The 24,110-nt window shown below is 62.4% G+C and carries 17 protein-coding genes and 1 pseudogene; 8 read left to right on the forward strand and 10 right to left on the reverse strand.

Going from position 1 to position 24,110, the window contains the following annotated elements:
• The first annotated feature begins 48 nt into the window (after positions 1 to 48).
• The 5 genes from aceE (at position 49) to J3A71_RS27190 (ending at position 8,813) form a co-directional block, all read left to right on the forward strand.
• Complete coding sequence (gene aceE, locus J3A71_RS27170) at positions 49 to 2,694, forward strand: pyruvate dehydrogenase (acetyl-transferring), homodimeric type (RefSeq protein WP_016484553.1); 2,646 nt, start codon at positions 49 to 51, stop codon at positions 2,692 to 2,694.
• A 13-nt stretch (positions 2,695 to 2,707) separates the two neighbouring features.
• Positions 2,708 to 4,348 (forward strand): dihydrolipoyllysine-residue acetyltransferase, encoded by a 1,641-nt coding sequence (gene aceF, locus J3A71_RS27175; RefSeq protein ID WP_016484552.1) that lies wholly within the window; start codon positions 2,708 to 2,710, stop codon positions 4,346 to 4,348.
• 313 nt (positions 4,349 to 4,661) lie between these two features.
• Entirely contained in the window at positions 4,662 to 7,349 is a 2,688-nt protein-coding gene (locus tag J3A71_RS27180) for an EAL domain-containing protein (RefSeq protein WP_209953520.1), read from the forward strand.
• Positions 7,350 to 7,517: 168 nt separating this feature from the next.
• Positions 7,518 to 8,186 carry a peptide-methionine (S)-S-oxide reductase MsrA gene (gene msrA, locus J3A71_RS27185; RefSeq protein WP_016484550.1) on the forward strand — a complete coding sequence of 223 codons (669 nt, stop codon included), beginning with the start codon at positions 7,518 to 7,520 and terminating at the stop codon, positions 8,184 to 8,186.
• Between the two features lie 3 nt (positions 8,187 to 8,189).
• A complete protein-coding gene (locus tag J3A71_RS27190; protein ID WP_060518012.1) occupies positions 8,190 to 8,813 on the forward strand; it encodes a glutathione S-transferase in 624 nt (207 codons plus the stop codon).
• 142 nt (positions 8,814 to 8,955) lie between these two features.
• Here J3A71_RS27190 and creD read toward each other — a convergent pair whose 3' ends face one another.
• From creD to J3A71_RS27210, 4 genes are all read right to left on the reverse strand, one after another.
• Positions 8,956 to 10,284 carry a cell envelope integrity protein CreD gene (gene creD / locus J3A71_RS27195; protein ID WP_060518014.1) on the reverse strand — a complete coding sequence of 443 codons (1,329 nt, stop codon included), beginning with the start codon at positions 10,282 to 10,284 and terminating at the stop codon, positions 8,956 to 8,958.
• A 107-nt stretch (positions 10,285 to 10,391) separates the two neighbouring features.
• On the reverse strand, positions 10,392 to 11,828 hold the full coding sequence (creC, locus tag J3A71_RS27200; protein ID WP_096425477.1) for a two-component system sensor histidine kinase CreC: 1,437 nt from the start codon (positions 11,826 to 11,828) through the stop codon (positions 10,392 to 10,394).
• Complete coding sequence (creB, locus tag J3A71_RS27205; protein WP_023048955.1) at positions 11,828 to 12,508, reverse strand: two-component system response regulator CreB; 681 nt, start codon at positions 12,506 to 12,508, stop codon at positions 11,828 to 11,830. Before creB ends, creC begins: the two co-directional genes overlap by 1 nt.
• Positions 12,509 to 12,600: 92 nt before the next feature.
• The gene (locus J3A71_RS27210) at positions 12,601 to 13,101 is read right to left on the reverse strand and encodes an ATP-dependent zinc protease (protein WP_016484545.1); all 501 of its coding nucleotides are present in this window, start codon (positions 13,099 to 13,101) and stop codon (positions 12,601 to 12,603) included.
• A 182-nt stretch (positions 13,102 to 13,283) separates the two neighbouring features.
• Here J3A71_RS27210 and J3A71_RS27215 point away from each other — a divergent pair, with 182 nt between their 5' ends.
• Together J3A71_RS27215 and J3A71_RS27220 are read left to right on the forward strand one after the other, a co-directional pair.
• Positions 13,284 to 14,171: an acyltransferase gene (locus tag J3A71_RS27215; protein WP_016484544.1), complete on the forward strand. Its 888-nt coding sequence runs from the start codon at positions 13,284 to 13,286 to the stop codon at positions 14,169 to 14,171.
• 242 nt (positions 14,172 to 14,413) lie between these two features.
• Positions 14,414 to 15,763: an APC family permease gene (locus J3A71_RS27220; RefSeq protein ID WP_016484543.1), complete on the forward strand. Its 1,350-nt coding sequence runs from the start codon at positions 14,414 to 14,416 to the stop codon at positions 15,761 to 15,763.
• 115 nt (positions 15,764 to 15,878) lie between these two features.
• On the opposite strand, the gene J3A71_RS27225 is transcribed toward J3A71_RS27220, so the two are convergent.
• Positions 15,879 to 16,454 carry a DUF2780 domain-containing protein gene (locus tag J3A71_RS27225; protein WP_060518020.1) on the reverse strand — a complete coding sequence of 192 codons (576 nt, stop codon included), beginning with the start codon at positions 16,452 to 16,454 and terminating at the stop codon, positions 15,879 to 15,881.
• Between the two features lie 238 nt (positions 16,455 to 16,692).
• Between J3A71_RS27225 and J3A71_RS31550 the strand changes: the two are divergent.
• Positions 16,693 to 16,932, forward strand: a pseudogene (locus tag J3A71_RS31550) (RHS repeat-associated core domain-containing protein); the annotation flags it as partial.
• A gap of 667 nt (positions 16,933 to 17,599) precedes the next feature.
• On the opposite strand, the gene fdhA reads toward J3A71_RS31550, so the two are convergent.
• From fdhA to J3A71_RS27255, 5 genes are all read right to left on the reverse strand, one after another.
• On the reverse strand, positions 17,600 to 18,799 hold the full coding sequence (gene fdhA / locus J3A71_RS27235) for a formaldehyde dehydrogenase, glutathione-independent (protein WP_016484541.1): 1,200 nt from the start codon (positions 18,797 to 18,799) through the stop codon (positions 17,600 to 17,602).
• Between the two features lie 271 nt (positions 18,800 to 19,070).
• On the reverse strand, positions 19,071 to 19,928 hold the full coding sequence (gene purU / locus J3A71_RS27240) for a formyltetrahydrofolate deformylase (RefSeq protein ID WP_016484540.1): 858 nt from the start codon (positions 19,926 to 19,928) through the stop codon (positions 19,071 to 19,073).
• A gap of 12 nt (positions 19,929 to 19,940) precedes the next feature.
• The gene (soxG, locus tag J3A71_RS27245) at positions 19,941 to 20,573 is read right to left on the reverse strand and encodes a sarcosine oxidase subunit gamma family protein (RefSeq protein WP_096425475.1); all 633 of its coding nucleotides are present in this window, start codon (positions 20,571 to 20,573) and stop codon (positions 19,941 to 19,943) included.
• 181 nt (positions 20,574 to 20,754) lie between these two features.
• Entirely contained in the window at positions 20,755 to 23,769 is a 3,015-nt protein-coding gene (locus J3A71_RS27250) for a sarcosine oxidase subunit alpha (protein WP_016484538.1), read from the reverse strand.
• Complete coding sequence (locus J3A71_RS27255) at positions 23,766 to 24,101, reverse strand: sarcosine oxidase subunit delta (RefSeq protein WP_016484537.1); 336 nt, start codon at positions 24,099 to 24,101, stop codon at positions 23,766 to 23,768. The genes J3A71_RS27250 and J3A71_RS27255 overlap by 4 nt, the downstream gene beginning before the upstream one ends.
• Between the last annotated feature and the right edge of the window lie 9 nt (positions 24,102 to 24,110).

Raw genomic sequence — 24,110 nt, forward strand, 5'->3', positions numbered from 1 at the left:
CAATCTCAGGCAATCGATTCTGGTTGCCTTTCCGCCCTGGAGCAAGCCATGCAAGACCTCGATCCAATCGAAACCCAGGAATGGCTGGATGCCCTGGAGTCGGTCCTCGACAAAGAAGGCGAAGACCGCGCTCATTACCTGATGACCCGTATGGGCGAGCTGGCCACCCGCAGTGGCTCCCAGCTGCCGTATGCGATCACCACGCCATACCGCAACACCATCCCTGTCACCCACGAAGCACGCATGCCTGGCGACCTGTTCATGGAACGCCGCATTCGCTCGATGGTGCGTTGGAACGCCTTGGCCATGGTCATGCGCACCAACCTGAAAGACTCGGACCTGGGCGGACACATCTCCAGCTTCGCCTCCAGCGCCACCCTGTACGACATCGGTTTCAACTACTTCTTCCAGGCCCCGACCGAAGAACACGGCGGCGACCTGATCTTCTTCCAGGGCCACGCTTCGCCGGGCGTCTACGCTCGCGCCTTCATGGAAGGCCGCATCAACGAAGACCAGATGAACAACTTCCGTCAGGAAGTCGACGGCAACGGTCTGTCTTCGTACCCGCACCCATGGCTGATGCCTGACTTCTGGCAGTTCCCGACCGTATCGATGGGTCTGGGCCCGATCCAGGCTATCTACCAGGCGCGCTTCATGAAGTACCTGGAAGCCCGTGGTTTCATCCCGGCCGGCAAGCAGAAAGTCTGGTGCTTCATGGGTGACGGCGAGTGCGACGAGCCGGAATCCCTGGGCGCAATCGCCCTGGCCGGCCGCGAGAAACTGGACAACCTGATCTTTGTCATCAACTGCAACCTGCAGCGCCTCGACGGCCCGGTTCGTGGCAACGGCAAGATCATCCAGGAACTCGAAGGCGTGTTCCGTGGCGGCGGCTGGAACGTCAACAAAGTGGTCTGGGGCCGTTTCTGGGACCCACTGCTGGCCAAGGACACCAACGGTGCCCTGCAGCGCCGCATGGACGAAGTCATCGACGGCGAGTACCAGAACTACAAAGCCAAAGACGGCGCGTACGTTCGTGAGAACTTCTTCAACACCCCAGAGCTCAAGGCCATGGTCGAAGACCTGTCCGACGACGAGATCTGGAAGCTCAACCGTGGCGGCCACGACCCGTACAAGGTCTACGCGGCGTACCACCAGGCTGTGAACCACAAAGAGCAGCCGACCGTCATCCTGGCCAAGACCATCAAGGGTTACGGCACCGGTGCTGGCGAAGCCAAGAACACTGCGCACAACACCAAAAAGGTCGACGTTGAGAGCCTGCGTCACTTCCGTGACCGCTTCGACATCCCGGTCAAGGATGCCGACCTTGAGAACCTGCCGTTCTTCAAGCCGGAAGAAGGTTCTGCCGAAGCCAAGTACCTGGCCGAGCGCCGCGCAGCCTTGGGTGGCTTCGTACCACAGCGCCGTGCCAAGAGCTTCAGCGTACCGACCCCATCCCTGGAAACGCTGAAAGCGATCCTGGACGGCTCGGGCGACCGCGAAATCTCCACCACCATGGCCTTCGTGCGTATTCTGGCGCAGCTGGTCAAGGACAAGGAAATCGGCCAGCGCATCGTGCCGATCATCCCGGACGAAGCCCGTACCTTCGGTATGGAAGGCATGTTCCGCCAGTTGGGCATCTACTCGTCGGTCGGCCAGCTCTACGAGCCAGTCGATAAAGACCAGGTGATGTTCTACCGCGAAGACAAGAAGGGCCAGATTCTCGAGGAAGGCATCAACGAAGCCGGCGCCATGTCGTCGTTCATCGCTGCCGGTACCTCGTACAGCTGCCACAACCAGCCGATGCTGCCGTTCTACATCTTCTATTCGATGTTCGGCTTCCAGCGCATTGGCGACCTGGCCTGGGCCGCTGGCGACAGCCGCACCCGTGGCTTCCTGATCGGCGGTACCGCCGGCCGTACCACCCTGAACGGTGAAGGCCTGCAGCACGAAGACGGTCATAGCCACATGATGGCGGGTACCATCCCGAACTGCCGCACCTACGATCCGACCTACGGCTATGAGCTGGCGGTGATCATCCAGGACGGCATGAAGAAGATGACCGAAGAGCAGCAGGACATCTTCTACTACATCACCGTGATGAACGAATCCTACCAGCAGCCAGCCATGCCGGCCGGTGTCGAGGAAGGCATCATCAAGGGTATGTACCTGCTGGAAGAAGACACCCGCGAAGCCGCGCACCACGTACAGCTGATGGGCTCCGGCACCATCCTGCGCGAAGTCCGCGAAGCGGCGAAGATCCTGCGTGAAGAGTTCAACGTCGGTGCCGACGTGTGGAGCGTCACCAGCTTCAACGAACTGCGTCGCGACGGCCTGGCCGTAGAGCGCGCCAACCGCCTGAAGCCTGGCCAGAAGCCACAGCAGACCTACGTCGAGCAGTGCCTGAACGGTCGCAAAGGCCCGGTCATCGCCTCCACCGACTACATGAAGCTGTTCGCCGAGCAGATTCGCCAGTGGGTGCCGAGCAAAGAGTTCAAGGTCCTGGGTACCGACGGTTACGGTCGCAGCGACAGCCGCAAGAAGCTGCGTCACTTCTTTGAAGTCGACCGCCACTTCGTGGTACTGGCTGCCCTGGAAGCCCTGGCTGACCGTGGCGAGATCGAACCCAAGGTTGTGGCTGACGCCATCGTCAAGTTCGGCATCGACCCGGACAAGCGCAACCCACTGGACTGCTGAGGAGTATTTTTAAGTGAGCGAACTCATTCGCGTACCTGACATCGGCAGCGGTGAAGGTGAAATCATCGAGCTGTTCGTCAAGGTCGGTGACCGTATCGAGGCTGACCAGAGCCTGCTGACCCTGGAGTCCGACAAGGCCTCCATGGAGATCCCGGCTCCCAAGGCCGGCGTCATCAAGGAACTGAAGGTCAAGCTGGGCGACCGCCTGAAAGAAGGCGACGAGCTGCTGGTGCTGGAAGCTGAGGGTGCCGCTGCTGCGGCGCCTGAGGCTCCGGCCGCGGCCGCTGCCCCGGCAGCTGCGCCAGCGCCTGCCGCTGAGGCCGCTCCTGCTGCTCCGGCCGCAGCCCCGGCTGCTGCCAGCGTGCAGGACATCCACGTGCCGGATATCGGTTCGTCGGGCAAGGCCAAGATCATCGAAGTGCTGGTCAAGGTCGGCGACACCGTCGAAGCCGACCAGTCGCTGATCACCCTGGAATCCGACAAGGCCTCCATGGAGATCCCGTCGCCTGCCGCTGGCGTGGTCGAAGAAGTACTGTGCAAGCTGGAAGACGAAGTCGGCACTGGCGACCTGATCTTCAAGCTGAAAGTGGCGGGCGCTGCCCCGGCTGCTGCCCCGGCCCCAGCTGCTGCCCCGGCGCCAGCCAAGGCCGAGGCTGCTCCGGCCGCCGCGCCTGCAGCTGCTGCCCCTGCTGCTGCCCCTGCACCGGCTGCTACCGCACCGGCTGCTGGCAACAACGCCAAGGTTCACGCAGGCCCGGCTGTTCGTCAGCTGGCCCGTGAATTCGGTGTCGAGCTGGGCGCAGTTGCTGCGACCGGCCCGCACGGCCGCATCCTGAAAGAAGACGTGCAGGTTTACGTCAAGGCGATGATGCAAAAGGCCAAGGAAGCCCCGGCTGCCGCCGGTGCAACCGGTGGCGCTGGCATCCCGCCGATCCCTGCAGTGGACTTCAGCAAGTTCGGTGAAGTGGAAGAAGTGGCCCTGACCCGCCTGATGCAGGTCGGTGCCGCCAACCTGCACCGCAGCTGGCTGAACGTACCGCACGTTACCCAGTTCGACTCCGCCGACATCACCGAGCTGGAAGCCTTCCGCGTTGCACAGAAGGCCGTGGCCGAAAAAGCTGGCGTGAAGCTGACCGTGCTGCCACTGCTGCTCAAGGCCTGCGCCTTCCTGCTCAAGGAACTGCCGGACTTCAACAGCTCGCTGGCACCAAGCGGCAAAGCCATCATCCGCAAGAAATACGTGCACATCGGCTTCGCCGTGGACACCCCGGACGGCCTGCTGGTCCCTGTGATCAAAAACGTCGACCAGAAGAGCCTGCTGCAACTGGCTGCCGAAGCCGCTGCACTGGCCGAGAAGGCGCGCACCAAAAAGCTGTCGGCCGACGATATGCAAGGTGCCTGCTTCACCATCTCCAGCCTCGGCCACATTGGCGGCACCGGCTTCACGCCGATCGTCAACGCGCCGGAAGTGGCTATTCTGGGCGTCTCGAAGGCGACCATGCAGCCAGTGTGGGATGGCAAGGCCTTCCAGCCGAAGCTGATGCTGCCGCTGTCGCTGTCCTACGATCACCGTGTGATCAACGGCGCTGCCGCCGCGCGCTTCACCAAGCGTCTGGGCGACGTGCTGGGCGATATCCGCACCATGCTGCTGTAAGGCAGCCCGCTGCCCCTCCCCGGAGGGGCGGTACCCTTTTCGAGCTGCCACGCTCGTACCTCAACCCCGTCAATTGGCGGGGCTTTTTTTGTCCGGCGAAAGTATTCGGCGCCTGGGAGATCGAGCGCCGCGCGGGCGGCGCTCGATCTCCCAGGCGGCAAAAACCCCAAGGCGATCTAAGTTTTCCGCCCCACCCGCCGATAACCTGTCCACAGCATCAAGCATGGCCGCTTGCCAGCCCTCGGGACATGATGCAACCTTGCCGAATCCGCTGCCGCTACATGGCCGCGCTCCCTGTTCAAGCGAGTCTTCGATGAAAAGCCAAACCGATGCCGCCAGCCGTGTGGCGGCCGAGGTCGTCACGCCGTTACCCGTGCCCTCGCGGCTCGGTATGCTGCGTTTCGAAAGGCTCAACGAAGCCACCTGGGCCATGCTCTACCTGGACCCGGCCTGCGAGCGCCATTTTGGCCTGCACGCCGCCGACCTGTGTGCCCTGGTGGACGCGCCGTACGCCAGCCTGATGGAACCCGAGGCCCGTTACCGGCTGCACGACGAGATCCAGCTGCAACTGGCCCAGCGCGGCTACTACCGCGTGCGCTACTCCCTGCACACGCCAGGCAAGTTGCTGCGCCTGCTGGAGACCGGTGAAGCCTACAAGCAGCACAACCGCCAGCTGTTGCGCGGCTACATGAGCGTGCTCGACGACCAGCCCGACGACCCTGGCGAGAGCGCCAGCGACCTGGAGTCGCGCGACAACCGCCTGCAACTGGCCCTGCAACTGAACCAGCGTGCCCAGCAAGAACAACTGGAACACCTGGAGCGCGTACGCGGTCAGCAGGACCTCATCCTGCGCCTGGCGCGTCAGCGCTACAGTGCCGAGAACTCCCTGCTGGAAGCCGCCCAGCTGATCACCCAAAGCGCCTGCGAAATCTACAAGGTCGACAGCGCCAGCATCTGGCACCTGGACGACCAGCGCCTGGAACCGATCACCGCCTGGTACCGTGACGCACAGGAGCATCGCCAGCCTGAAGCTATCGATGCCAGCCGCTTCCCCGACTACCTCGAGGCGCTGCACGCCAGCCGCGCCATCGACGCCCACAACGCCGGCCACGACCCACGCACCCGCGCCCTGACGCAAAGCCTGCGCCCGGAAAACAAGGCCATGCTCGATGCCAGTATCCGCGTTGATGGCCAGGTGGTCGGCGTGCTGTGCCTGGAGCAGAGCGGCCAACCACGGGCCTGGCAATCGGACGAAATCGCCTTTGCCGGCGAGCTGGCCGACCAGTTCGCCCAGGTCATCACCAACCACAACCGGCGCGCTGCCGCCAGCGCATTGCACTTGTTCCAGCGTGCAGTGGAGCAAAGCGCCAGCGCCTTCCTGCTGGTCAATCGTGATGGCCGGGTGGAGTACGTGAACCCGAGCTTCACCGCCATCACCCAGTACAGCACTGACGAAGTGCAAGGCCGCCACCTGGGCGAACTGCCTGCACTGGAAAACCTGAGCGAACTGCTGTTCGACTCGCCCTCCAGCCTGGCCATGGGTAATAGCTGGCAGGGTGAGTTCAAGAGCCGGCGCAAGAACCTGGAGCCCTACTGGGGCCAACTGTCGATTTCCAAGGTGTACGGCGACAATCGTGAGCTGACCCATTACATCGGCATCTACGAAGACGTCACCCAGACCAAGCTGGCCCAGCAGCGCATCGAGCGCCTGGCCTACACCGACAACCTGACCAACCTGGGCAACCGCCCGGCGTTCATCCGCAGCCTGGACGAGCGCTTTGTCCGTGATGGCGAAAGCGCGATGTGCCTGCTGCTGGTGGACATCGACAACTTCAAGCGCATCAACGACAGCCTCGGCCACCAGACCGGCGACAAGCTGCTGATCAGCCTGGCCCGGCGCCTGCGCAACAGCCTGCACAGCGGTGGCATCCTGGCGCGCTTTGCCAGTAACGAGTTCGCCGTGCTGCTCGACGACACCAGCCTGCAAGATGGCCAGGGCGTTGCCTTGCAGTTGCTGAGCACACTCGACAAACCCATGTTCGTCGACAACCAGCTGATCAACGTCACCGCCTCGGTAGGCCTGGCCTGCGCGCCGCTGCATGGCACCGACCCGGCCAGCCTGATGAAGAACGCAGGCCTTGCGCTACACAAGGCCAAGGCCAACGGCAAGCACCAGGTGCAGGTGTTTACTGAAGTGCTCAACGCCGAGGCCAGCTACAAGCTGTTCGTCGAGAACAACCTGCGCCGCGCCCTGACCCAGAACGAGCTGGAGGTGTTCTACCAGCCCAAGATCTGCCTGCGCAGCGGCCGCCTGCTGGGGCTGGAAGCGTTGTTGCGCTGGAACCACCCCGAGCGCGGCATGATCCGCCCGGACCAGTTCATCAGCGTGGCCGAGGAAACCGGCCTGATCATACCCATCGGCAAGTGGGTGGTCCGCCAGTCGTGCCGCATGAGCAAGCAACTGCGTGAGGCCGGCCTGGGCAACCTGCACGTGGCCATCAACCTGTCGCCCAAGCAGTTCTCCGACCCGGACCTGGTGGCATCAATCAGCAGCATCCTCAAGGAAGAAGCCCTGCCCCCGCACTTGCTGGAGCTGGAGCTGACCGAAGGCCTGCTGCTGGAAGCCAGCGAAGACACGCACCGCCAGCTGGACGAGCTGAAGGCCTTGGGGCTGACCCTTGCCATGGACGACTTCGGTACCGGTTATTCATCGCTGAGCTACCTGAAGAAGTTTCCGATCGACATCCTCAAGATCGACCGTAGCTTCATCAACGAAATCCCGGATAACCAGGACGACATGGAAATCACCTCGGCGGTGGTGGCCATGGCCCACAACCTCAAGCTGAAGGTGGTGGCCGAGGGTATCGAGACGCCGGAGCAACTGGCGTTCCTGCGCCGGCACCGCTGCGACGTGGGCCAGGGCTACCTGTTCGACCGGCCGATCCCTGGGCGCGAGCTGGCCGAACGGCTGAAGCGTTATCCGCGCGGACCAGTGGCCTGACAGCAGCTCAAACCTCGGGCACTATAGGACCCATTCGGGCCCTTTCGCGGGCGCGCCCGCTCCCACAGGAACACCACAATCGTTGGAACCTGTGCTGTACCTGTGGGAGCGGGCCTGCCCGCGAATGCCCAAACACCTATCCCACTGAATAAACACAGAGGAACGGCCATGGTCCTGCGTTCGGAAATCCTGGTGAACAAAAACGTCATGCCAACTGCGGAGCAGGCCCTGCCTGGCCGCGAAACGCCAATGAGCCTGCCCGAGTTCCACTACGTGTTCGAAGGCACCCCGCTGCTCGGCCCCTTCTTTGAAGGCGCCATCGACTTCGCCATCTTCGGCCTGGGTTGCTTCTGGGGCGCGGAGCGGCGCTTCTGGCAGCGCGAAGGCGTGGTCAGCACCGTGGTCGGCTACGCCGGCGGTTTCACCCCGCACCCTACCTACGAAGAAGTCTGCTCGGGCCTGACCGGCCACACCGAAGTGGTGCTGGTGGTGTTCGACAAAGACAAGGTCAGCTACCGCGAGCTGCTGGCGATGTTCTGGGAACTGCACAACCCCACCCAAGGCATGCGCCAGGGCAACGACGTCGGCACCCAGTATCGCTCGGCCATCTACTGCACCAGCCCTGAACAGCTGGAACAGGCCAAGGCCAGCCGCGACGCCTACCAGGCCGAACTGACCAAAGCCGGCTTTGGTGAAATCACCACCGAAATCGACCAGGCACCGACCGTGTATTTCGCCGAGGCGTACCACCAGCAGTACCTGGCCAAGAACCCGGACGGCTACTGCGGCATCGGCGGCACCGGTGTATGCCTGCCACCCAGCCTGCAAGGCAACTGAACCATGACCACGATGACCCTGTTCCACTCGCCCTTGTCACCTTTTGTGCGCAAGGTCATGGTGGTGCTGCACGAGACCTCGCAGCTTGAGCGGGTAAAGCTGCAAGCGGTAAACATCAGCCCGGTGAGCGGCGACCCGCAGCTCAACCAGGACAACCCGATCGGCAAGATCCCGGCCCTGCGCCTGGACGACGGCACCGTGCTGCATGACAGCCGGGTGATCTGCGAGTACCTCGACCTGCAACACGTCGGCCTGCCACTGCTGCCCCGTGAAGGCTCGGCGCGCTGGCGGCGCATGACCCTGGTGTCGCAGGCCGATGCGATCATGGATGCGGCGGTGTCCTCGCGCTATGAAAGCTTCTTGCGGCCAGAGGATAAACGCTGGGATGGCTGGTTGCAGGCGCAGAGTGACAAGATCCGCCGTAGCCTGGCCAACCTGGAGCAGGAGCACCTGCCCGAGCTGATGTCCAGGTTCGACCTGGCGGCGATTGGCGTGGCCTGTGCGCTGGGGTATCTGGATTTGCGTCAGCCGGAGTTTGGTTGGCGGGAACGCCAGCCAGGCCTGGCTGCCTGGTATGCCGAAGTGGCCAAGCGGCCGTCGATGGTCGCCACATCTCCAGTTACCTGACAGGGCCTCTTCGCGGGCACGCCCGCTCCCACAGGTAGAGTGCTGTGGGAGCGGGCGTGCCCGCGAAAGCTTCACCTAGGTAATGCAGGAAACAGCTGCCCAATCCTCAGGGCCAGCCACCGCCCGATTTCTCTGTCCTCCCTCATGCCGACCTCCCCACCCGCGCCCAGTCCAGCCGACGGGTCAGCACCATGAACACCCCCAGCAAGCCAAAGCACAGCAGCGATCCCATCAGCAGTGCATAGTCTTCGGCACTCAGCAGTCCATAAAGCAGCGCATACAGCGCCGCCAACCCAGCCGCAAACCCGACCCCTCGTCCCAGGCTGCGCAACACATGGCTCAGGTAGAAGCCGATCAGCAGCACACACGCCGAAGCCGACAGCCCGTACGCCAGGCCAAAGCCAATGTGCTCGGACAACGACAGCAGCAGCAGGTAGAAGAACGCCAGCGCCACGCCGACCAGGATGTACTGCACCGGGTGCACACTCAGGTTCTTCAACACCTCGAACAGAAAGAAGCCGGCGAAGGTCAGCGCAATGAACAGCAACGCGTATTTGATCGCCCGCTCACTTTTCAGGTACTGGTCCACCGGGTCGACAAAGCTCACGCCGAAGCTGCGCTCGCTGAAATCTGCGCACTGCCCGGCGGTGGCGCACTGGCGCAGGGCATCCTCAAGGTTGGTGGCGAAGAACGACGTCTGCCAGTGGGCGCTGAAGCCCTGGGCATCGATGTCACGGCGGTTGGGCAGGTAGTTGCCGACAAAACTCGGATGCGGCCAGTTGGCGCGCATGTCCACGTTGCTGGTGCGCCCCACCGGCACGATGTGCAACTGGCCGGTGCCCTGTAATGCAAGGTCGAAGCCGTAGCTGAATTCCCGTGCCTGCATGCCGTCCAGCCCCGGCAGGCTGGCATGCACGCCACCGCGCATCCAGTCGAGCTGGGTGCCAGCCTCGAACGGCACCTTGTGTTCGTCCAAGCTCAGCTCCAGGCCATTCTCGATGCCGCGGATATCGCTGATGCCCACCACCAGGAAGGGTTTGTCGAAGCGGTAGTCGTCGAAGTCCTTGTCGATGCCCCAGCGCTCCGGGAGCTTGAAACGGCCGCTGATACGCCCCTTGGCGTGGAACAGCCGGGCCTGGTAGATGCCGCGGGCACGCAGTTCGGTGTCCACGCCCAAGTCGGCGTCGAACGTTTCCGGCAGGAAGTACAGGTGGCCGGCAATGGTGCTGGTTTCCTGTGTGCGCTCGCCGTCCTTTTCGATCCAGCGGCGCTGGTACTTGCGGTACGGCACCACCAGCAGCGGGCCGCTGAGCTGTTGGTCGAAGCTGGCACTTTGGGCAATGTCGCGCAGTACGTTGTCGCGCAGGGCCTGGCGTTCATCGATCAGGCCGTTGATCAGCAACAGCGGGATGAGCAGCAGCAATATGAGCACGGCGATCATGCCGAGTTTGTAACCGAGGGTCTTGTTCATGGGGCCTCCAGTGGCAGTGGGCGCAGTGTCTGCGTCTTGCGTGGAGGCTGTGTGAAGAGCCTGTGTGGTTTGAGTGTATTTGGGGCTGCTGTGCAGCCCCGGCAATCTCAGCTGATACGCCGCACCGGCAGCCACAACCGCACCCGCACCCCGCCATCGACGTTATCCACCGCCAACGCCCCGCCATGCAGTTGCATCACCTCGGCCACAAAATTCAGCCCCAGCCCGGTGCTCTTGCGCCCGCTCCCCGGCCGCGGCAGCGAGTAGAACCGCTCGCTGACCCGCCCGATGGCATATGCCGGTATCGCCTGCCCCTGGTTGAACAGGCTCAATGCCACCCGCTCGCCGTCGCGCTCCAGGTCAAACAGCAGGGCGCCACCTGCGGGGGTGAAATCCAGTGCGTTATCCAGCAGGTTGGCCAGCGCCTGGCGCATCAGGAACGGATCACACAGCAATCGCAAACCCGCCGGCACCCGCTGACGCACGTGCAAACCGGCGCCTTCGATCCGCGCCCCATGAGCCAACAGCAACTCGTCCACCAGCGCCGCCAGCGCCACCTGCTGTTCATCCTCCAGGGCCTGCATCTGCTCGACCCTGGCCAGGTTGAGCAGGCGCTCGACCATCTGCTGCAAACGCTCGCTCTCGCGCTCGATGTTGCCGGCAAAGCGCGCGCGCTGGTCGGCGGGCATGCCCTCGTCCTGCAGCAGCTCGCAAGCCCCACGAATGGCCGCCAGCGGGCTTTTCAGTTCGTGCGTCAGGGTATGCACATAGCGCTCGACATAAGCCTTGCCCTCCAGCTGGGTGCGCATGCGTTCCACCGCCTGGGCCAGGTGCGCCAGCTCGCCGCCCTTGTAGTGCGGCAACGCGGCACGCTCGCCCTCACTGACCGCCTGGGCATAACGCGCCAGCCGGCGCAGCGAGCGCGCCAGCCACCACGATAACGCCGCGCCGATCAGCAAGCCGAGGACGATCAGCCCTAAGCCCAGCGTGAGCAGGCGCCGCTCGGAACGGTCGATGTACGGCTGCAGCGAGCTATTGGGTTTGGCAACAGTGACCACGCCGATGATCTTGCCGTCGTCGATGATCGGTGCGCCAACGTGCATCACCGAAGTGCTTTCATCATTGGGGTCGCTGCGGGTGGAGCGGGCGCCGTACTGGCCGCGCAGGGTCAGCAGCACGTCATTCCACTGCGAGTAATCTTTGCCCAACGCCTCACCGCTGGAGTCCAGCAGCACGATGCCCTTGGCGTCAGTCACATAGATGCGGTGGCTGACCTGGTTCTTGGCCAGGCCCCAGATCTGCGCGCCCGGGCTGCGCGAGCCGTAGGCCTTGAGTACTTGCGGCAGGCGGCTCTGGCTCAAGGTGCCGGCCTTGACGTCATCGCGCAGGATCTCGGCCAACAGGTTGGCGGTGTCGACCAGTGTTTCTTCGGATGACTGGCGCACCACCGGGCGGATCTGTTCACGCACCGTGTTGAGCAGGAAATAGCCCGCCAGGCCGACGAACAGGAAGTACACCAGAAAAATCCGGATGCCCAGGCGCATCAGGCGTGGTCCGGGCTGTAGCTGTAGCCGAGGCCGCGGTGGGTCTGGATCGGCTCGGCGTCACCCGCTACCTGGCGCAGCTTGGCGCGCAGGCTTTTGATATGGCTGTCGATGGTGCGCTCGTAGCCTGCATCGGAGGCCACCCCCAGGGCATCAAGCAGCTGTTCTCGGCTGAACACCCGCTGCGGTTGCTCCAGCAGCGATTGCAGCAGGCGGAATTCGTGGCGGGTCAGCGTGAGTGGCTGGCCGCGATAGGTGATCTGCATGCGCAGGGTGTCGAGCTGGAACAACGCCGCATCGGTGGCAGACTCGGCCCTGGGGCCCATGCGTTTGAGGATCGCCCGCACTCGCGCAGCCACTTCACGCGGGCTGAAGGGTTTGACCACGTAGTCGTCGGCACCGATTTCCAGGCCCACCACCCGGTCGATTTCACCGTCGCGGGCACTGAGGAACATCACCGGCACTTCGGTGAAACGGCGCAATTGGCGGCAGGTTTCGAAGCCACTGATGTCGGGCAGGCCGATGTCCAGGATGATCAGGTCGGCTGGGCGCTGTCGCTGCTGGTCGAGGGCGGCGCCGCCCAAGGTCACCCATTCGGTGCTGTGGCCGTCGGCCTGCAGGGCATAAACCAAGGTGTCGGCGATGGCGGCTTCGTCTTCGACGATGAGGATATGGGGCATCGAGCTACAAGCCTCAAGCTGCAAGCTTCAAGTGGAAGCGGATCACGTGAACTTACACTGATCTGTTCTCACTTGCAGCTTGCAGCTACTGCTTAGCAGTCAGGCTTGCCAGCGGTAAACTTCTTGGCCGGGTTGACCGCGGCCTTGAACTCGCGCAGCGCCTTGGAGCCCACGAGCAGCGGGTAGTTGAAGCTGCTGCGGTCGACCAGGTTCACCTCCACGGTGCGTTTCACATCACCCAGACATAGCTCCAGGTCCACTACCGGGCGCTTGGAGATTTCCGGCGCATCGCCTTCTTCCTCTTCATCGGCACGGCCTTTGATCTTGCTGATGCGCGAGACCTTGTGCTCATACACCTTGCCATCGGAATCCTTGGTCGCCAGGCGGAAGCGCACCCATTCCTCGCCATCGCGGGTGAACAGCTCGATGTCCTTGGCCGACAGCGACGCGGTGAAGGCACCGGTGTCCATCTTGGCTTTCAGGGTTTCGCCCAGCTCGGGCAGGGCGATGTTCTCGTACCGGCCGTATATCGTAGGCTCGGCGGCCATGACTGGCAGCGCCAACAGTGACAACATGGCAAACAGAGATTTCACAAGCAGGCTTCCTTGAGAAGGGTCAGTGCTTAGACTGCACTGGCAGGATAGGTTCGCTGTGCCAAGCCTAATCAACATAATGTGAAACATTTGTTGCCGCCGCAGGGCATTGGACATTTGGCGTAGGCCACGGCCCTGCTTATCATTGCCAACCGTTAATCTCCCACAACAAGAGTCTCTTTATGCGTCGCCTGCTGACCGGCATTCTCACTGCCACTCTGCTGCTGCTCAATACGGTGGTGTTGATCTGCCCGCTGCTGGTCTTCGCCCTGCTCAAGCTGGTGTTGCCGGGCCGTGGCCGCGACTATGCCTCGTGGGCGGTGATGTGGGTGGCCGAAACCTGGTCGGAAATCGACAAGGCCATCTTCGCCCTGTGCATTCCTACCCAGTGGGACATCCGCGGCGTGGAGAACCTGCGCAAGGACACGTCCTACCTGGCCGTGAGCAACCACCAGAGCTGGGTCGATATCCCTGCGTTGATCGAAAGCCTCAACCGCCGCACGCCGTTCTTCAAGTTCTTCCTCAAGAAGGAGCTGATCTGGGTGCCGCTGCTCGGCCTGGCCTGGTGGGGGCTGGATTACCCGTTCATGAAGCGCTACAGCAAGGCGTTTCTGGAAAAGCACCCCGAGCTCAAGGGCAAGGACCTGGAAATCACCAAGGCGGCCTGCGAGCTGTTCAAGCGCCAGCCGGTGACCGTGGTGAACTACCTGGAGGGCACCCGGTTTACCGAAGCCAAGCGCCAGCAGCAACAGTCGCCGTACCGCTACCTGCTCAAGCCCAAGGCAGGGGGCGTGGCGTTTGTGCTCGCGGCATTGGGCGAGCAGCTGGATGCGTTGCTGGACGTGACCATCGTGTACCCCGGCAACCAGGCACCGGGGTTCTGGGCGTTGCTCAATGGCAGCATTAGCCGGGTGATTATCGACATTCAGGTGCGGGAGCTGGACCCGGCACTGTGGGCGGGGGATTACGAGAATGATCCGGCCTTCCGCCAGACTGTGCAGGCCTGGGTGAATCAGGTGTGGGTGCAGAAGGACCAGCGGATCGAGCAACTGCGCTCGGAGATTGGCTAAGCCGTCATTCTGGACCGGCCTCTTCGCGGGGCAAGCCCGCTCCCACAGATACTCCACCCTTCCCAAGGTGTGTGCGGTACCTGTGGGAGCGGGCTTGTCCCGCGAAGAGGCCAATGAATACCCGACAAATGCCCGATTAAAACCCAGGCTAATAATCGACATTAGGATTACTTCTTTGTCACACCCCACCTAAGTGGATAAAAATCGATCAAAGCACAATTACAAAAAGCCTGGATCGATCAATGGCCAACCCATCTAGCTCCACCCCCGCCCAGCTTCGCCGTGTCCTCGGCCTGCCCGCTCTGGTGTTCTTCGGCCTGGTCTACATGGTCCCACTGACCATCTTCACCACCTACGGCATCGTCACCGAACTCACTGGTGGCCGCACCGCCGGCGCCTACCTGGTCACTCTGGTGGCCATGCTGTTCACCGCTGCGTCCTACAGCGTCATGGTCAAACGCTTCCCGGTTGCAGGCTCGGCCTATTCCTACACCAACATGGCCTTCGGCCCCAACATCGGCTTTCTCGCCGGCTGGTCGTTGCTGCTCGACTACCTGTTCCTGCCGATGATCAACTACCTGCTGATCGGCCTGTTCCTCAACATCGCCTTCCCGGCAGTACCCGCCTGGGCTTTCGTGCTCGCCTGCATCGCCCTGGTGACAGTGCTGAACGTGGTCGGCATCAACTCGGTGGCAAAGACCAGCAACCTGATCGTTGGCGCGCAGATCGTGTTTATCGGCGTGTTTGTCGCGCTGTCCTGCCAGACATTGGCCGGCCAGCCGCTCGACCTGCTGTCGCCGCTGCTGGGTGACGGCAGCAAACCGGGCTTCGGCCACTTGATGGCGGGCGCAGCGGTGCTGTGCCTGTCGTTCCTGGGCTTCGACGCTGTGTCGACCCTGGCCGAAGAATGCCGCGATGCACGCCGCGACGTGCCAAGGGCGATCATCCTCACCACCCTGTTTGCCGGTTTGCTGTTTACCCTGCTGGCCTATGTCAGCCAGCTGGTGCTGCCGGGCAGCAGCTTTGCCAATGCCGATGCAGCGGCCAACGAGGTGATGTTCAAGGCGGGCGGGCAGTTCCTCACCAACTTCTTCACCGCCGCGTATGTTGCGGGCAGCCTGGGTTCGGCGCTGGCCTCGCAGGCGGCGGTGTCGCGCATCCTGTTCACCATGGGCCGCGACAACGTGCTGCCACGCCGTAGCTTTGGTTACCTGTCGCCGCGCTTTGGTACGCCAGTGTTCGCTATTTTGCTGGTGTCAGCCTTCTCGCTGCTGGCGCTGGTGATCGACCTGGCTACCCTCGCCTCGCTGATCAGCTTCGGCGCGCTGGTGGCGTTCTCGGCGGTAAACCTGGCGGTGGTGAAGACGCATCTGTTGGATGATGCCAGCCAGCGTAATGCCAAGGGGCTGCTGAGCTATGGCGTGGTGCCGCTGGTAGGGTTGGGGCTGACACTGTGGCTGTGGACCAGCCTGTCGGCGCTGACGCTGGTGATTGGCCTGTGCTGGTTTGCCTTGGGCCTGGCCTACTTGGCGATACTGACCGCCGGCTTCCGCCGCCCCGTGCGCCTGGTGGACTTCACAGAAGCCGCCTGACCCAATAGCCCAAGGCCTGCGCGGCCCCTTGTAGGAGCGGCCTTGTGCCGCTCCGCTCCTACAGGACGGCGCCAGCCTTCCACAGCGGTGATACCCACACTGCCCCTACAACCCCCTAGACCGAAGGCTGGGCCAACGGCACCGGCGTAGTCCACAAACTACCCAAATTCTGCAATAACGACCCGGCAATCCCCTGCTGCCCCAGGTACTGCAGAATCAACGGCGCAAACTGCCCGATCATCCCCGTGTCCATCCCCAGCGCCTTGAACGCACTGTCCAGGTCGCTGCGGTTTTCCACGTTATTGCCCAGCGCGTTGCTCAGGGCCGACTGGCTTTCGCTGTTCTTGCCCAGCAAATCGCCCAGGCCACTCAAGCCGCCCAGCGCATTGGCCCCGGCCAGCAAGTCCAGGCCAGGTACCGCTTTGGTCAGTTGCCCATAGTCATCGGTACTCAGGTTATTGCGCGCCAAGCCCAGCATTGCCCCTGCCCCACCCACGGCCTGTTCGGGGGTGATCTTCAATTCGCTGCCCAAGGTGTTAAGCAAATTGGCCTGTGCCTCGGGTGCCTGTACTTGGCCCTGCTGCTTCTGAGTTTGCATGGCGGACACGGCGTTGGCAGCGTCGCTGAGGTTGAAGGCGAACACCGGGCTTGCGGCCAGGGTCATAAGGGTTGCCAGGGTGAATGCTTTCATTGGGGGGACCTCGTGGGCCGGGATGACCGGGGAAACGAGGCTTTTGACTCGGCGTTCCGGGGTTTGTTCCGAGCCGGTTGTCGAGGCTATCAAGCAGCCCAGGTCAGTGGTACCAACCTGTCATTTCTATCAGTAGCGCTATGCGCTCGACATCCTAATACTGGTAACAACAATTCACATCAAGCAGGCCAAGATGATGAAGAAGCACCCTGACTCTGACCGCATACCTCATTCCTCTGCCTACACCCCCTACGGTTACGCAATTAATGCACCCGAAGAGCAACGTCTCTTGGCGTTCAATGGCCAGCTGCGAGATGCATTGACAAGTTTCTATACCCTTGGTAACGGTCATCGCATTTACAATCCCGTCCTGCAGCGATTTCACTCAGCTGACGGGTTAAGTCCGTTTGACGCAGGTGGTATTAATGCATATGCCTACTGTAGCGGCGATCCAGTCAATCGGTTAGATCCATCAGGTCAAAGCTGGCTGAGTCCATTTAAAGGCATCGCCAACCTATTCGGGCGGACCAGAAGTCGTGATAGAGTTCAAACCCAAGCACAACTGCAACCCAAACTCACCCCAGAAGAACTACAATCTGCTCGACGACAGGGCAAAGAGCCCCCATCCTTTGCTCAAACTGAATCGGAGGATCTACTGCTTCCGAACTATCAATACATTGAAGACAAATTGCCTCCACGGGTACAGCAACAACTTTCCCAGATTCGGGAGCGTAGAAGAATAATCAATGCTGACTTGAGATATATGAGAAGACATCCCGACAACGCCCCTGAGCACATGAGGGCAGAACTGAAGCGTCTCGGTGAATCATCGTTGCGCCTTCGCAGTCGCTTACGCAGCGATCTCACGCAACCCGTCAGTTTCTCGCCAAAGTATTCAACTGCCATTAATGAAATTTCGTCCTCAACTCCAGACGCTAGTCTCATCAGGCGTTAGTGTTCCGCGGGCGTGTTTACTGCGAAGCTTCCCCAAGAACTTGGTGCAAGTGCTCATATCGTCGGGGGCTGCTTCGCAGCCCTTTCGCGACACAAGGCCGCTCCTACAACGGGCGATGCAGACTTTAAAGTCGGTGATGCAACCTTAAAAAAGCCCCTCGACAGGAGGGGCACTTGTTACTCGATGCTGATTACGCCGCACCCCACATCTTGTGCGGGTCAATCACAAACTTCTTCGGCACACCCGCATCAAACTCGCCATACCCTTCCGGCGCCTGATCCAGGTTGATCACCTGCACCCCCACCACTTCAGCAATGTTGATACGGTCCCACATGATCGCCTGCATCAGCTGGCGGTTGTACTTCATGGTCGGGGTCTGGCCGGTGTGGAAGCTGTGCGATTTTGCCCAGCCCAGGCCAAAGCGGATGCTCAGCGCGCCGATCTTGGCGGCGGCATCTACCGCGCCTGGGTCTTCGGTCACGTAAAGGCCCGGGATACCGATGTTGCCGGCAACGCGGGTCACTTGCATCAGCGAGTTCAGCACGGTAGCCGGGGCCTCATGCTTGGCACCTTCGTGGCCATGGCCGCGGGCCTCGAAGCCGACGGCGTCGACGGCGCAGTCCACTTCCGGCTCGCCAAGAATGTCGATGATCTGCTCGTGCAGCGGGGTGTCCTTGGACAGGTCGACCACTTCAAAGCCCTGGGACTTGGCGTGGGCCAGGCGGGCCGGGTTCAGGTCACCGACGATGACGCAGGCAGCGCCCAGCAGGCGGGCCGAGGCTGCAGCGGCCAGGCCGACCGGTCCAGCGCCTGCAACGTATACGGTGCTGCCTGGGCCTACGCCAGCCGTCACGGCACCGTGGTAGCCGGTGGGCAGGATGTCGGACAAGCAGGTCAGGTCACGGATCTTTTCCATGGCCTTGTCGCGGTCCGGCAGTTTCAGCAGGTTGAAGTCGGCGTATGGCACCAGCACGTACTCAGCCTGGCCACCGGTCCAGTCGCCCATGTCGACATAGCCATAGGCACCACCGGCGCGGGCTGGGTTGACGGTGAGGCAGACGCCAGTGTGCATCTCTTTGCACGAGCGGCAGCGGCCGCAGGCAACGTTGAAGGGTACCGACACCAGGTCGCCGATTTTCAGGCGTTCGACGTCACGCCCCATCTCGACGATTTCACCGGTGATTTCGTGGCCCAGGACCAGGCCGACCTGGGCAGTGGTACGGCCGCGGACCATGTGCTGGTCGGAGCCGCAGATGTTGGTGGAGACCACCTTCAGAATGACGCCGTGTTCGATCTTCTTGCCGCGCGGATCCTGCATTTTCGGGTAGTCGATGTGTTGCACTTCGACCTTGCCGGCGCCGAGATATACCACTCCACGATTGCCAGACATTGCTTTTACCTCGCTTGATTTTTATTTATGCAGCGTTGGTTGAAGCGCCGCCATCCGTGGGCGGCATGTGTTACTGGAATGCAGGAGATTGTGGGCCTGATAGGGCGGGTTGCACTGACTGGAAGCGACAGAGGGATGTCTTTTAGCGGCAGGCACAAAGGTGTGAGGCCATTCGCGGGACAAGCCCGCTCCCACAGGCTCACCGCTCTTTCGAACATGGCGATGAACCTGTGGGAGCGGGCTTGTCCCGCGAAGAGGCCGGTACAGGATGTCAGAGAACGACAGTCCGATTTGCGTTGAGGAACACCCGCCGCTCGATGTGATACCCCACAGCACGCGCCAGGGTCAGGCATTCGATATCCCGCCCCTTGGCAATCAGGTCTTCCGGATAGTGGCTGTGATCCACCACCTCGACCCCCTGGGCAATGATCGGCCCTTCGTCCAGGTCGTTGTTGATGTAGTGCGCCGTGGCGCCCACCATCTTCACGCCCTTGTTGTAGGCCTGGTGATAAGGCTTGGCGCCCTTGAACCCTGGCAACAAGGAGTGGTGAATGTTGATCGCCCAGCCATCCAGGCGCCGGCACAGCTCGGGCGACAGCACCTGCATGTAACGGGCGAGAATAACCAGCTCGGCGCCGGTTTCCTCGATCACCTGCAGGACCTTGCGCTCTTGCCCCGCCTTGTCATTGGGGTCGAGGGCGAAGTGGTAATAGGGGATCTTGTGCCAGTGCGCCAGGGGTTCGAGGTCGGGGTGGTTGGACACCACTGCAACCACGTCCATGCCCAGCTGGCCGATGCGCTGCCGGTACAGCAGGTCGTTCAGACAGTGGTCGGCCTTGGACACCATGATCACCACTTTCGGGCGGTGGTTCGGTGCGGTCAGCTCGAAAGCCATGCCGAACGCTTCGCTGCGCTCGGCCAGGCCGGCACGGAAGCCCGTTTCGTCGAAATCGTCCGGCTGGCGGAATTCGACACGAATGAAGAAGCGCCCCGACTGCCGGTCATCGAAGGAGTGGTGCTCCGTCACGTAGCAGCGCTGCTCGAAGAGGTAACGCGTCACCACGTCGACGGTGCCGAGCATGCTCGGGCAGTCGGCGGTGAGAATCCAGGTATCCGGTGCCCGACTCATGTTCTGCTCTCCTTAAGCCTCGATGCTCAGGCCGTATTCGGCCGAAGCGTCCTGCAACCACAGCCACCAGTAGTCGGCGAAGCTGCGGCGAATCACCAGCTCCCAGGTGTCTTCGGCGGTACGGCGGATCACCAGTTGCGACTTGGCGAACACAGTGCCCACGGCCTTGCCCACCGGGAAGTTGTTCGGGTGAACATCATAGCTGGTGGATTTCATCAGCACTTCGCGCACGTTCGGGCCGCGCAGTTCCAGCAGGCTTTGCCCGCCGCTGACGTTGACCACCTGAATATGCTGGCCTTCAAGGGCTGCACGCAGCTTTTGCTCGACCGCCAGTTCCTGGCCACCGGGCACGATCAGCAGCCACTCGTCGGGGCCGACCCATTGCAACGACATGTCGTTATTGGCGACCACAGTCAGGGCTACTGGCAGCTCCAGGCCCAGGGCCTTGTGCACGCCGGCGGCGAATTCCGGGTTGTGGCCGTCGCCACGCAGGGTCAGGTGGCCAAGGAACTTGCGTTCACGCAGGGTCACGCCTGCGTTCTTGCGGCCTTTGCCAACCAGGCTGGCCAGGTCGGCGTGGTGCAGTGGCGACTGGGCCTTGGCCTCGGCGCCGGGTTTTTGCTGGAAGACGTTGATAGCGCTCATTTCTTACCTGCCTTGAATTCTGTTGTCCGTAAGACCAGAGGTCACATGCAATGCCCGAATGCTAGCGGTGGCCTGTGGGAGCGGGCTTGTCCCGCGAAGAGGGCGGTGAGGCCACCATCGCATTCGCGGGGCAAGCCCGCTCCCACAGGGCTTGGATTTCAAGCAGACCTATCTCAGGGCCTTAGACGTTCTGCCGCTCACCCTTCGGATCGAAGAACACCGAAGACACGATTTCCGCTTCGATCACGCTGCCATCTGCCTGCGGCGAGTAGACACGCTCGCCCATGCGCTTGAGGCCGCCTTTGACCACACCCATGGCGAATGAATAGCCCAGGGAGTTGGACGCGTAGCTGGAGGTGACGTGGCCAACCATGTCCATCGGGATCGGCTGTTTAGGGTCGAACACCAGTTGGGCGCCTTCCGGCAGCCACTTGGTCGGGTCGACCGGCTTCAGGCCTACCAGCTGCTTGCGGTTCTCGCGCACGCAGTCTTCACGGTTCATGCCACGCAGGCCGATCCACGAGAACGGCTTGTTACGGCCAACGCACCAGCTCATGTTCAGGTCGTCCGGGTTCATCGAACCGTCGGTGTCCTGGCCCACGATGATGAAGCCCTTCTCGGCACGCAGTACGTGCATGGTCTCGGTGCCATACGGGGTCAGGTTGTACTTTTTACCGGCTTCGATGATCTGTTCCAGCACGCCCATGGCGTAGTTGGCCTGCACGTTGACTTCGTACGACAGCTCACCGGTGAACGAGATACGGAACACTCGGGCGGGCACGCCGCCGACGTTGCCTTCCTTCCAGGTCATGAACGGGAAGGCTTCCTTGTCCATGTCGATGTCGGTCAGCTCGCTGAGCAGCTTGCGGCTGTTGGGGCCGGACAAGGTCATGGTGGCCCAGTGGTCGGTAACCGAGGTGAAGTACACCTTCAGCTCTGGCCATTCGGTTTGGTGGTACAGCTCCATCCACTGCAGCACGCGGGCAGCGCCGCCGGTGGTGGTGGTCATGATGAAGTGGTTGTCGCCAACGCAGGCGGTTACGCCGTCGTCGAAGACCATGCCGTCTTCCTTGCACATCAGGCCGTAGCGGGCCTTGCCCACGTCCAGCTTGGTCCAGGCATTGGTATAGATGCGGTTGAGGAACTCACGGGCGTCCGGGCCCTGGATGTCGATCTTGCCCAGGGTCGAGGCGTCCAGCAGGCCCACGCTGTCGCGCACGGCCTTGCACTCGCGGGCCACGGCGGCATGGATGTCTTCACCGGCTTTGGGGAAGTACCAAGGGCGCTTCCACTGGCCAACGTCTTCGAACTCGGCGCCGTTCTTCACGTGCCAGGCATGCAGGGCGGTGAAACGCACGGGCTCGAACAGGTGGCCACAGTGGCGGCCCGCTACCGCGCCGAACGTGACCGGCGTGTAGTTGGGGCGGAACATGGTGGTGCCCATTTCCGGGATGGTGATGCCGATCGAACGGGCGGCGATGGCCAGGCCGTTGATGTTGCCCAGTTTGCCCTGGTCGGTACCGAAGCCCAGCGCGGTGTAGCGTTTTACGTGCTCAACCGACTCGAAGCCTTCACGGGTGGCCAGCTCGATACCGGCGGCGGTCACGTCGTTCTGCTGGTCGACGAACTGCTTCGGCCCCTTGGTGCCTTTGTCGTGCGGCACCTGGAACAGTGCCACGGTGGCCTCTTCCTTGCGCGCCACGGTTTTTGGCAAGGTGCCGACAGAGGCTTTGAAGCCCGCCTCGGTGGCTGCGCGAACGCCGCCTTCGAAACCGTCGGCAATCACATCACCAAGGGCGTAGACGCCGTTGATACCACCCACGCACTCACGTTTCTGCGGTGCATCGCCCGGCACGAAGCCGAGGATGTCGTCACGCCATACCGGGCGACCGCCCAGGTGCGAAGCCAGGTGCACGATCGGGCTGTAGCCACCGGAGGTTGCGATCAGGTCGCACTCAAGGGTTTCGCCTGGGCTGGTGACTTTGTGCGCCTGCACATCGATGGCCGCCACGCGGGCGCCGGTGACATGCTTGCTGCCTTTGGCCTCGACCACGGCGCTGGAGGTGAGGATGCGGATGCCTTTGGCACGCGCCTCTTCAACCAGCGAGCCCCGTGGGTTGTGGCGGGCATCGGCGATGGCGACCACTTGCAGGCCAGCGTCGTGCCAGTCCAGCGCGGCGCGGTAGGCGTGGTCGTTGTTGGTCGACAGCACCAGCTTGCGGCCCGGGGCCACGCCGTAGCGGCGAACGTAGGTGGAGACTGCACCGGCCAGCATGTTGCCCGGTACGTCGTTGTTGCCGTACACCAGCGGGCGCTCGTGGGCGCCGGGCGCCAGTACCACGCGTTTGGCGCGTACACGGTGCACACGGTGGCGTACCTGGCCGATCGGAGCGCGGTCGCCGAGGTGGTCGGTGAGGCGCTCGTGAATGGTCAGGAAGTTATGGTCGTGGTAGCCGTTGACCGTGGCACGTGGCAGCAGGGTTACGTCCGGCAGCCCTTCCAGCTCTTTGATCACGGCGTTGACCCAGTCGGCGGCAGGCTTGCCGTCGAGGGTTTCGCGGCTGTCGAGCAGGCTACCGCCAAACTCTTCCTGCTCGTCAGCCAGGATCACACGGGCGCCGCTGCGCGCAGCAGCCAGTGCAGCGGCCAGGCCAGCAGGGCCGGCGCCGACGATCAGCACGTCGCAGTGCTGGTTCATGTAGTCGTAGCTGTCCGGGTCGTTCTGCAGCGGTGCACGGCCAAGGCCTGCAGCTTTGCGGATGTACTTCTCGTACGTCATCCAGAACGATTTCGGGTACATGAAGGTTTTGTAGTAGAAGCCCGGCGGCATCATGCTGCCGCCCACCTTGCCGAGGATGCCCATCACGTCGTTGTTGACGTTCGGCCAGCCGTTGGTGCTGGTGGCGACCAGGCCGGCGTACAGCGCCTGCTGGGTGGCGCGCACGTTCGGGATCTGGGTGGCTTCGCTGGAACCGATCTGCAGGATGGCGTTCGGCTCTTCAGTGCCGGCAGCGATGATGCCGCGTGGGCGCGAATACTTGAAGCTGCGGCCGACGATGTCTACGCCGTTGGCCAGCAACGCAGCGGCCAGGCTGTCACCGGCATAACCCTGGTAGGTCTTGCCGTTGAAAGTGAAGTTCAGGACCTTGCTGCGGTCGATGCGGCCGCCGCTGGCGAGGCGATAGGTCTGGCTCATACTTTTTCCCCTTGGCCTTTGACGGTCGACGGTGCGTTCGCAGCTTTACCGTTGGCGGTCACTTGCGGCTTTTCGCCAATCTTGTAGGTTTCCAGAATTTCGTAGGTCACGGTGTCGCGGGTGACGTTGAAGTACTGGCGGCAACCGGCAACGTGGTCCCACAGTTCATGGTGAATACCGCGTGGGTTGTCACGGTAGAACATGTAGGTACCCCACTCCTCGTCGGAGCAAGCGGCAGGGTCCAGCGGGCGGGCGATGTGCGCCTGGCCAGAGGCGTGAAACTCTTCTTCGGAGCGCAGCTCGCCGCAGTGGGGACAGAAAATATGCAACATGACGGTGTC

Origin of the sequence: Pseudomonas sp. PvP089 (assembly GCF_017875165.1) — a bacterium.
GTDB lineage: Bacteria > Pseudomonadota > Gammaproteobacteria > Pseudomonadales > Pseudomonadaceae > Aquipseudomonas > Aquipseudomonas fortuita.

What these genes read in the sequence shown, in the direction of transcription:
- aceE (WP_016484553.1), top strand. Translation starts at nt 49, where the DNA reads ATGCAAGACCTCGATCCAATCGAAACCCAGGAATGGCTGGATGCCCTG.
- J3A71_RS27180 (WP_209953520.1), top strand. Translation starts at nt 4,662, where the DNA reads ATGAAAAGCCAAACCGATGCCGCCAGCCGTGTGGCGGCCGAGGTCGTC.
- msrA (WP_016484550.1), top strand. Translation starts at nt 7,518, where the DNA reads ATGGTCCTGCGTTCGGAAATCCTGGTGAACAAAAACGTCATGCCAACT.
- J3A71_RS27190 (WP_060518012.1), top strand. Translation starts at nt 8,190, where the DNA reads ATGACCACGATGACCCTGTTCCACTCGCCCTTGTCACCTTTTGTGCGC.
- creD (WP_060518014.1), bottom strand. Translation starts at nt 10,284, where the DNA reads ATGAACAAGACCCTCGGTTACAAACTCGGCATGATCGCCGTGCTCATA.
- creC (WP_096425477.1), bottom strand. Translation starts at nt 11,828, where the DNA reads ATGCGCCTGGGCATCCGGATTTTTCTGGTGTACTTCCTGTTCGTCGGC.
- creB (WP_023048955.1), bottom strand. Translation starts at nt 12,508, where the DNA reads ATGCCCCATATCCTCATCGTCGAAGACGAAGCCGCCATCGCCGACACC.
- J3A71_RS27215 (WP_016484544.1), top strand. Translation starts at nt 13,284, where the DNA reads ATGCGTCGCCTGCTGACCGGCATTCTCACTGCCACTCTGCTGCTGCTC.
- J3A71_RS27220 (WP_016484543.1), top strand. Translation starts at nt 14,414, where the DNA reads ATGGCCAACCCATCTAGCTCCACCCCCGCCCAGCTTCGCCGTGTCCTC.
- J3A71_RS27225 (WP_060518020.1), bottom strand. Translation starts at nt 16,454, where the DNA reads ATGAAAGCATTCACCCTGGCAACCCTTATGACCCTGGCCGCAAGCCCG.
- fdhA (WP_016484541.1), bottom strand. Translation starts at nt 18,799, where the DNA reads ATGTCTGGCAATCGTGGAGTGGTATATCTCGGCGCCGGCAAGGTCGAA.
- purU (WP_016484540.1), bottom strand. Translation starts at nt 19,928, where the DNA reads ATGAGTCGGGCACCGGATACCTGGATTCTCACCGCCGACTGCCCGAGC.
- soxG (WP_096425475.1), bottom strand. Translation starts at nt 20,573, where the DNA reads ATGAGCGCTATCAACGTCTTCCAGCAAAAACCCGGCGCCGAGGCCAAG.
- J3A71_RS27250 (WP_016484538.1), bottom strand. Translation starts at nt 23,769, where the DNA reads ATGAGCCAGACCTATCGCCTCGCCAGCGGCGGCCGCATCGACCGCAGC.
- J3A71_RS27255 (WP_016484537.1), bottom strand. Translation starts at nt 24,101, where the DNA reads ATGTTGCATATTTTCTGTCCCCACTGCGGCGAGCTGCGCTCCGAAGAA.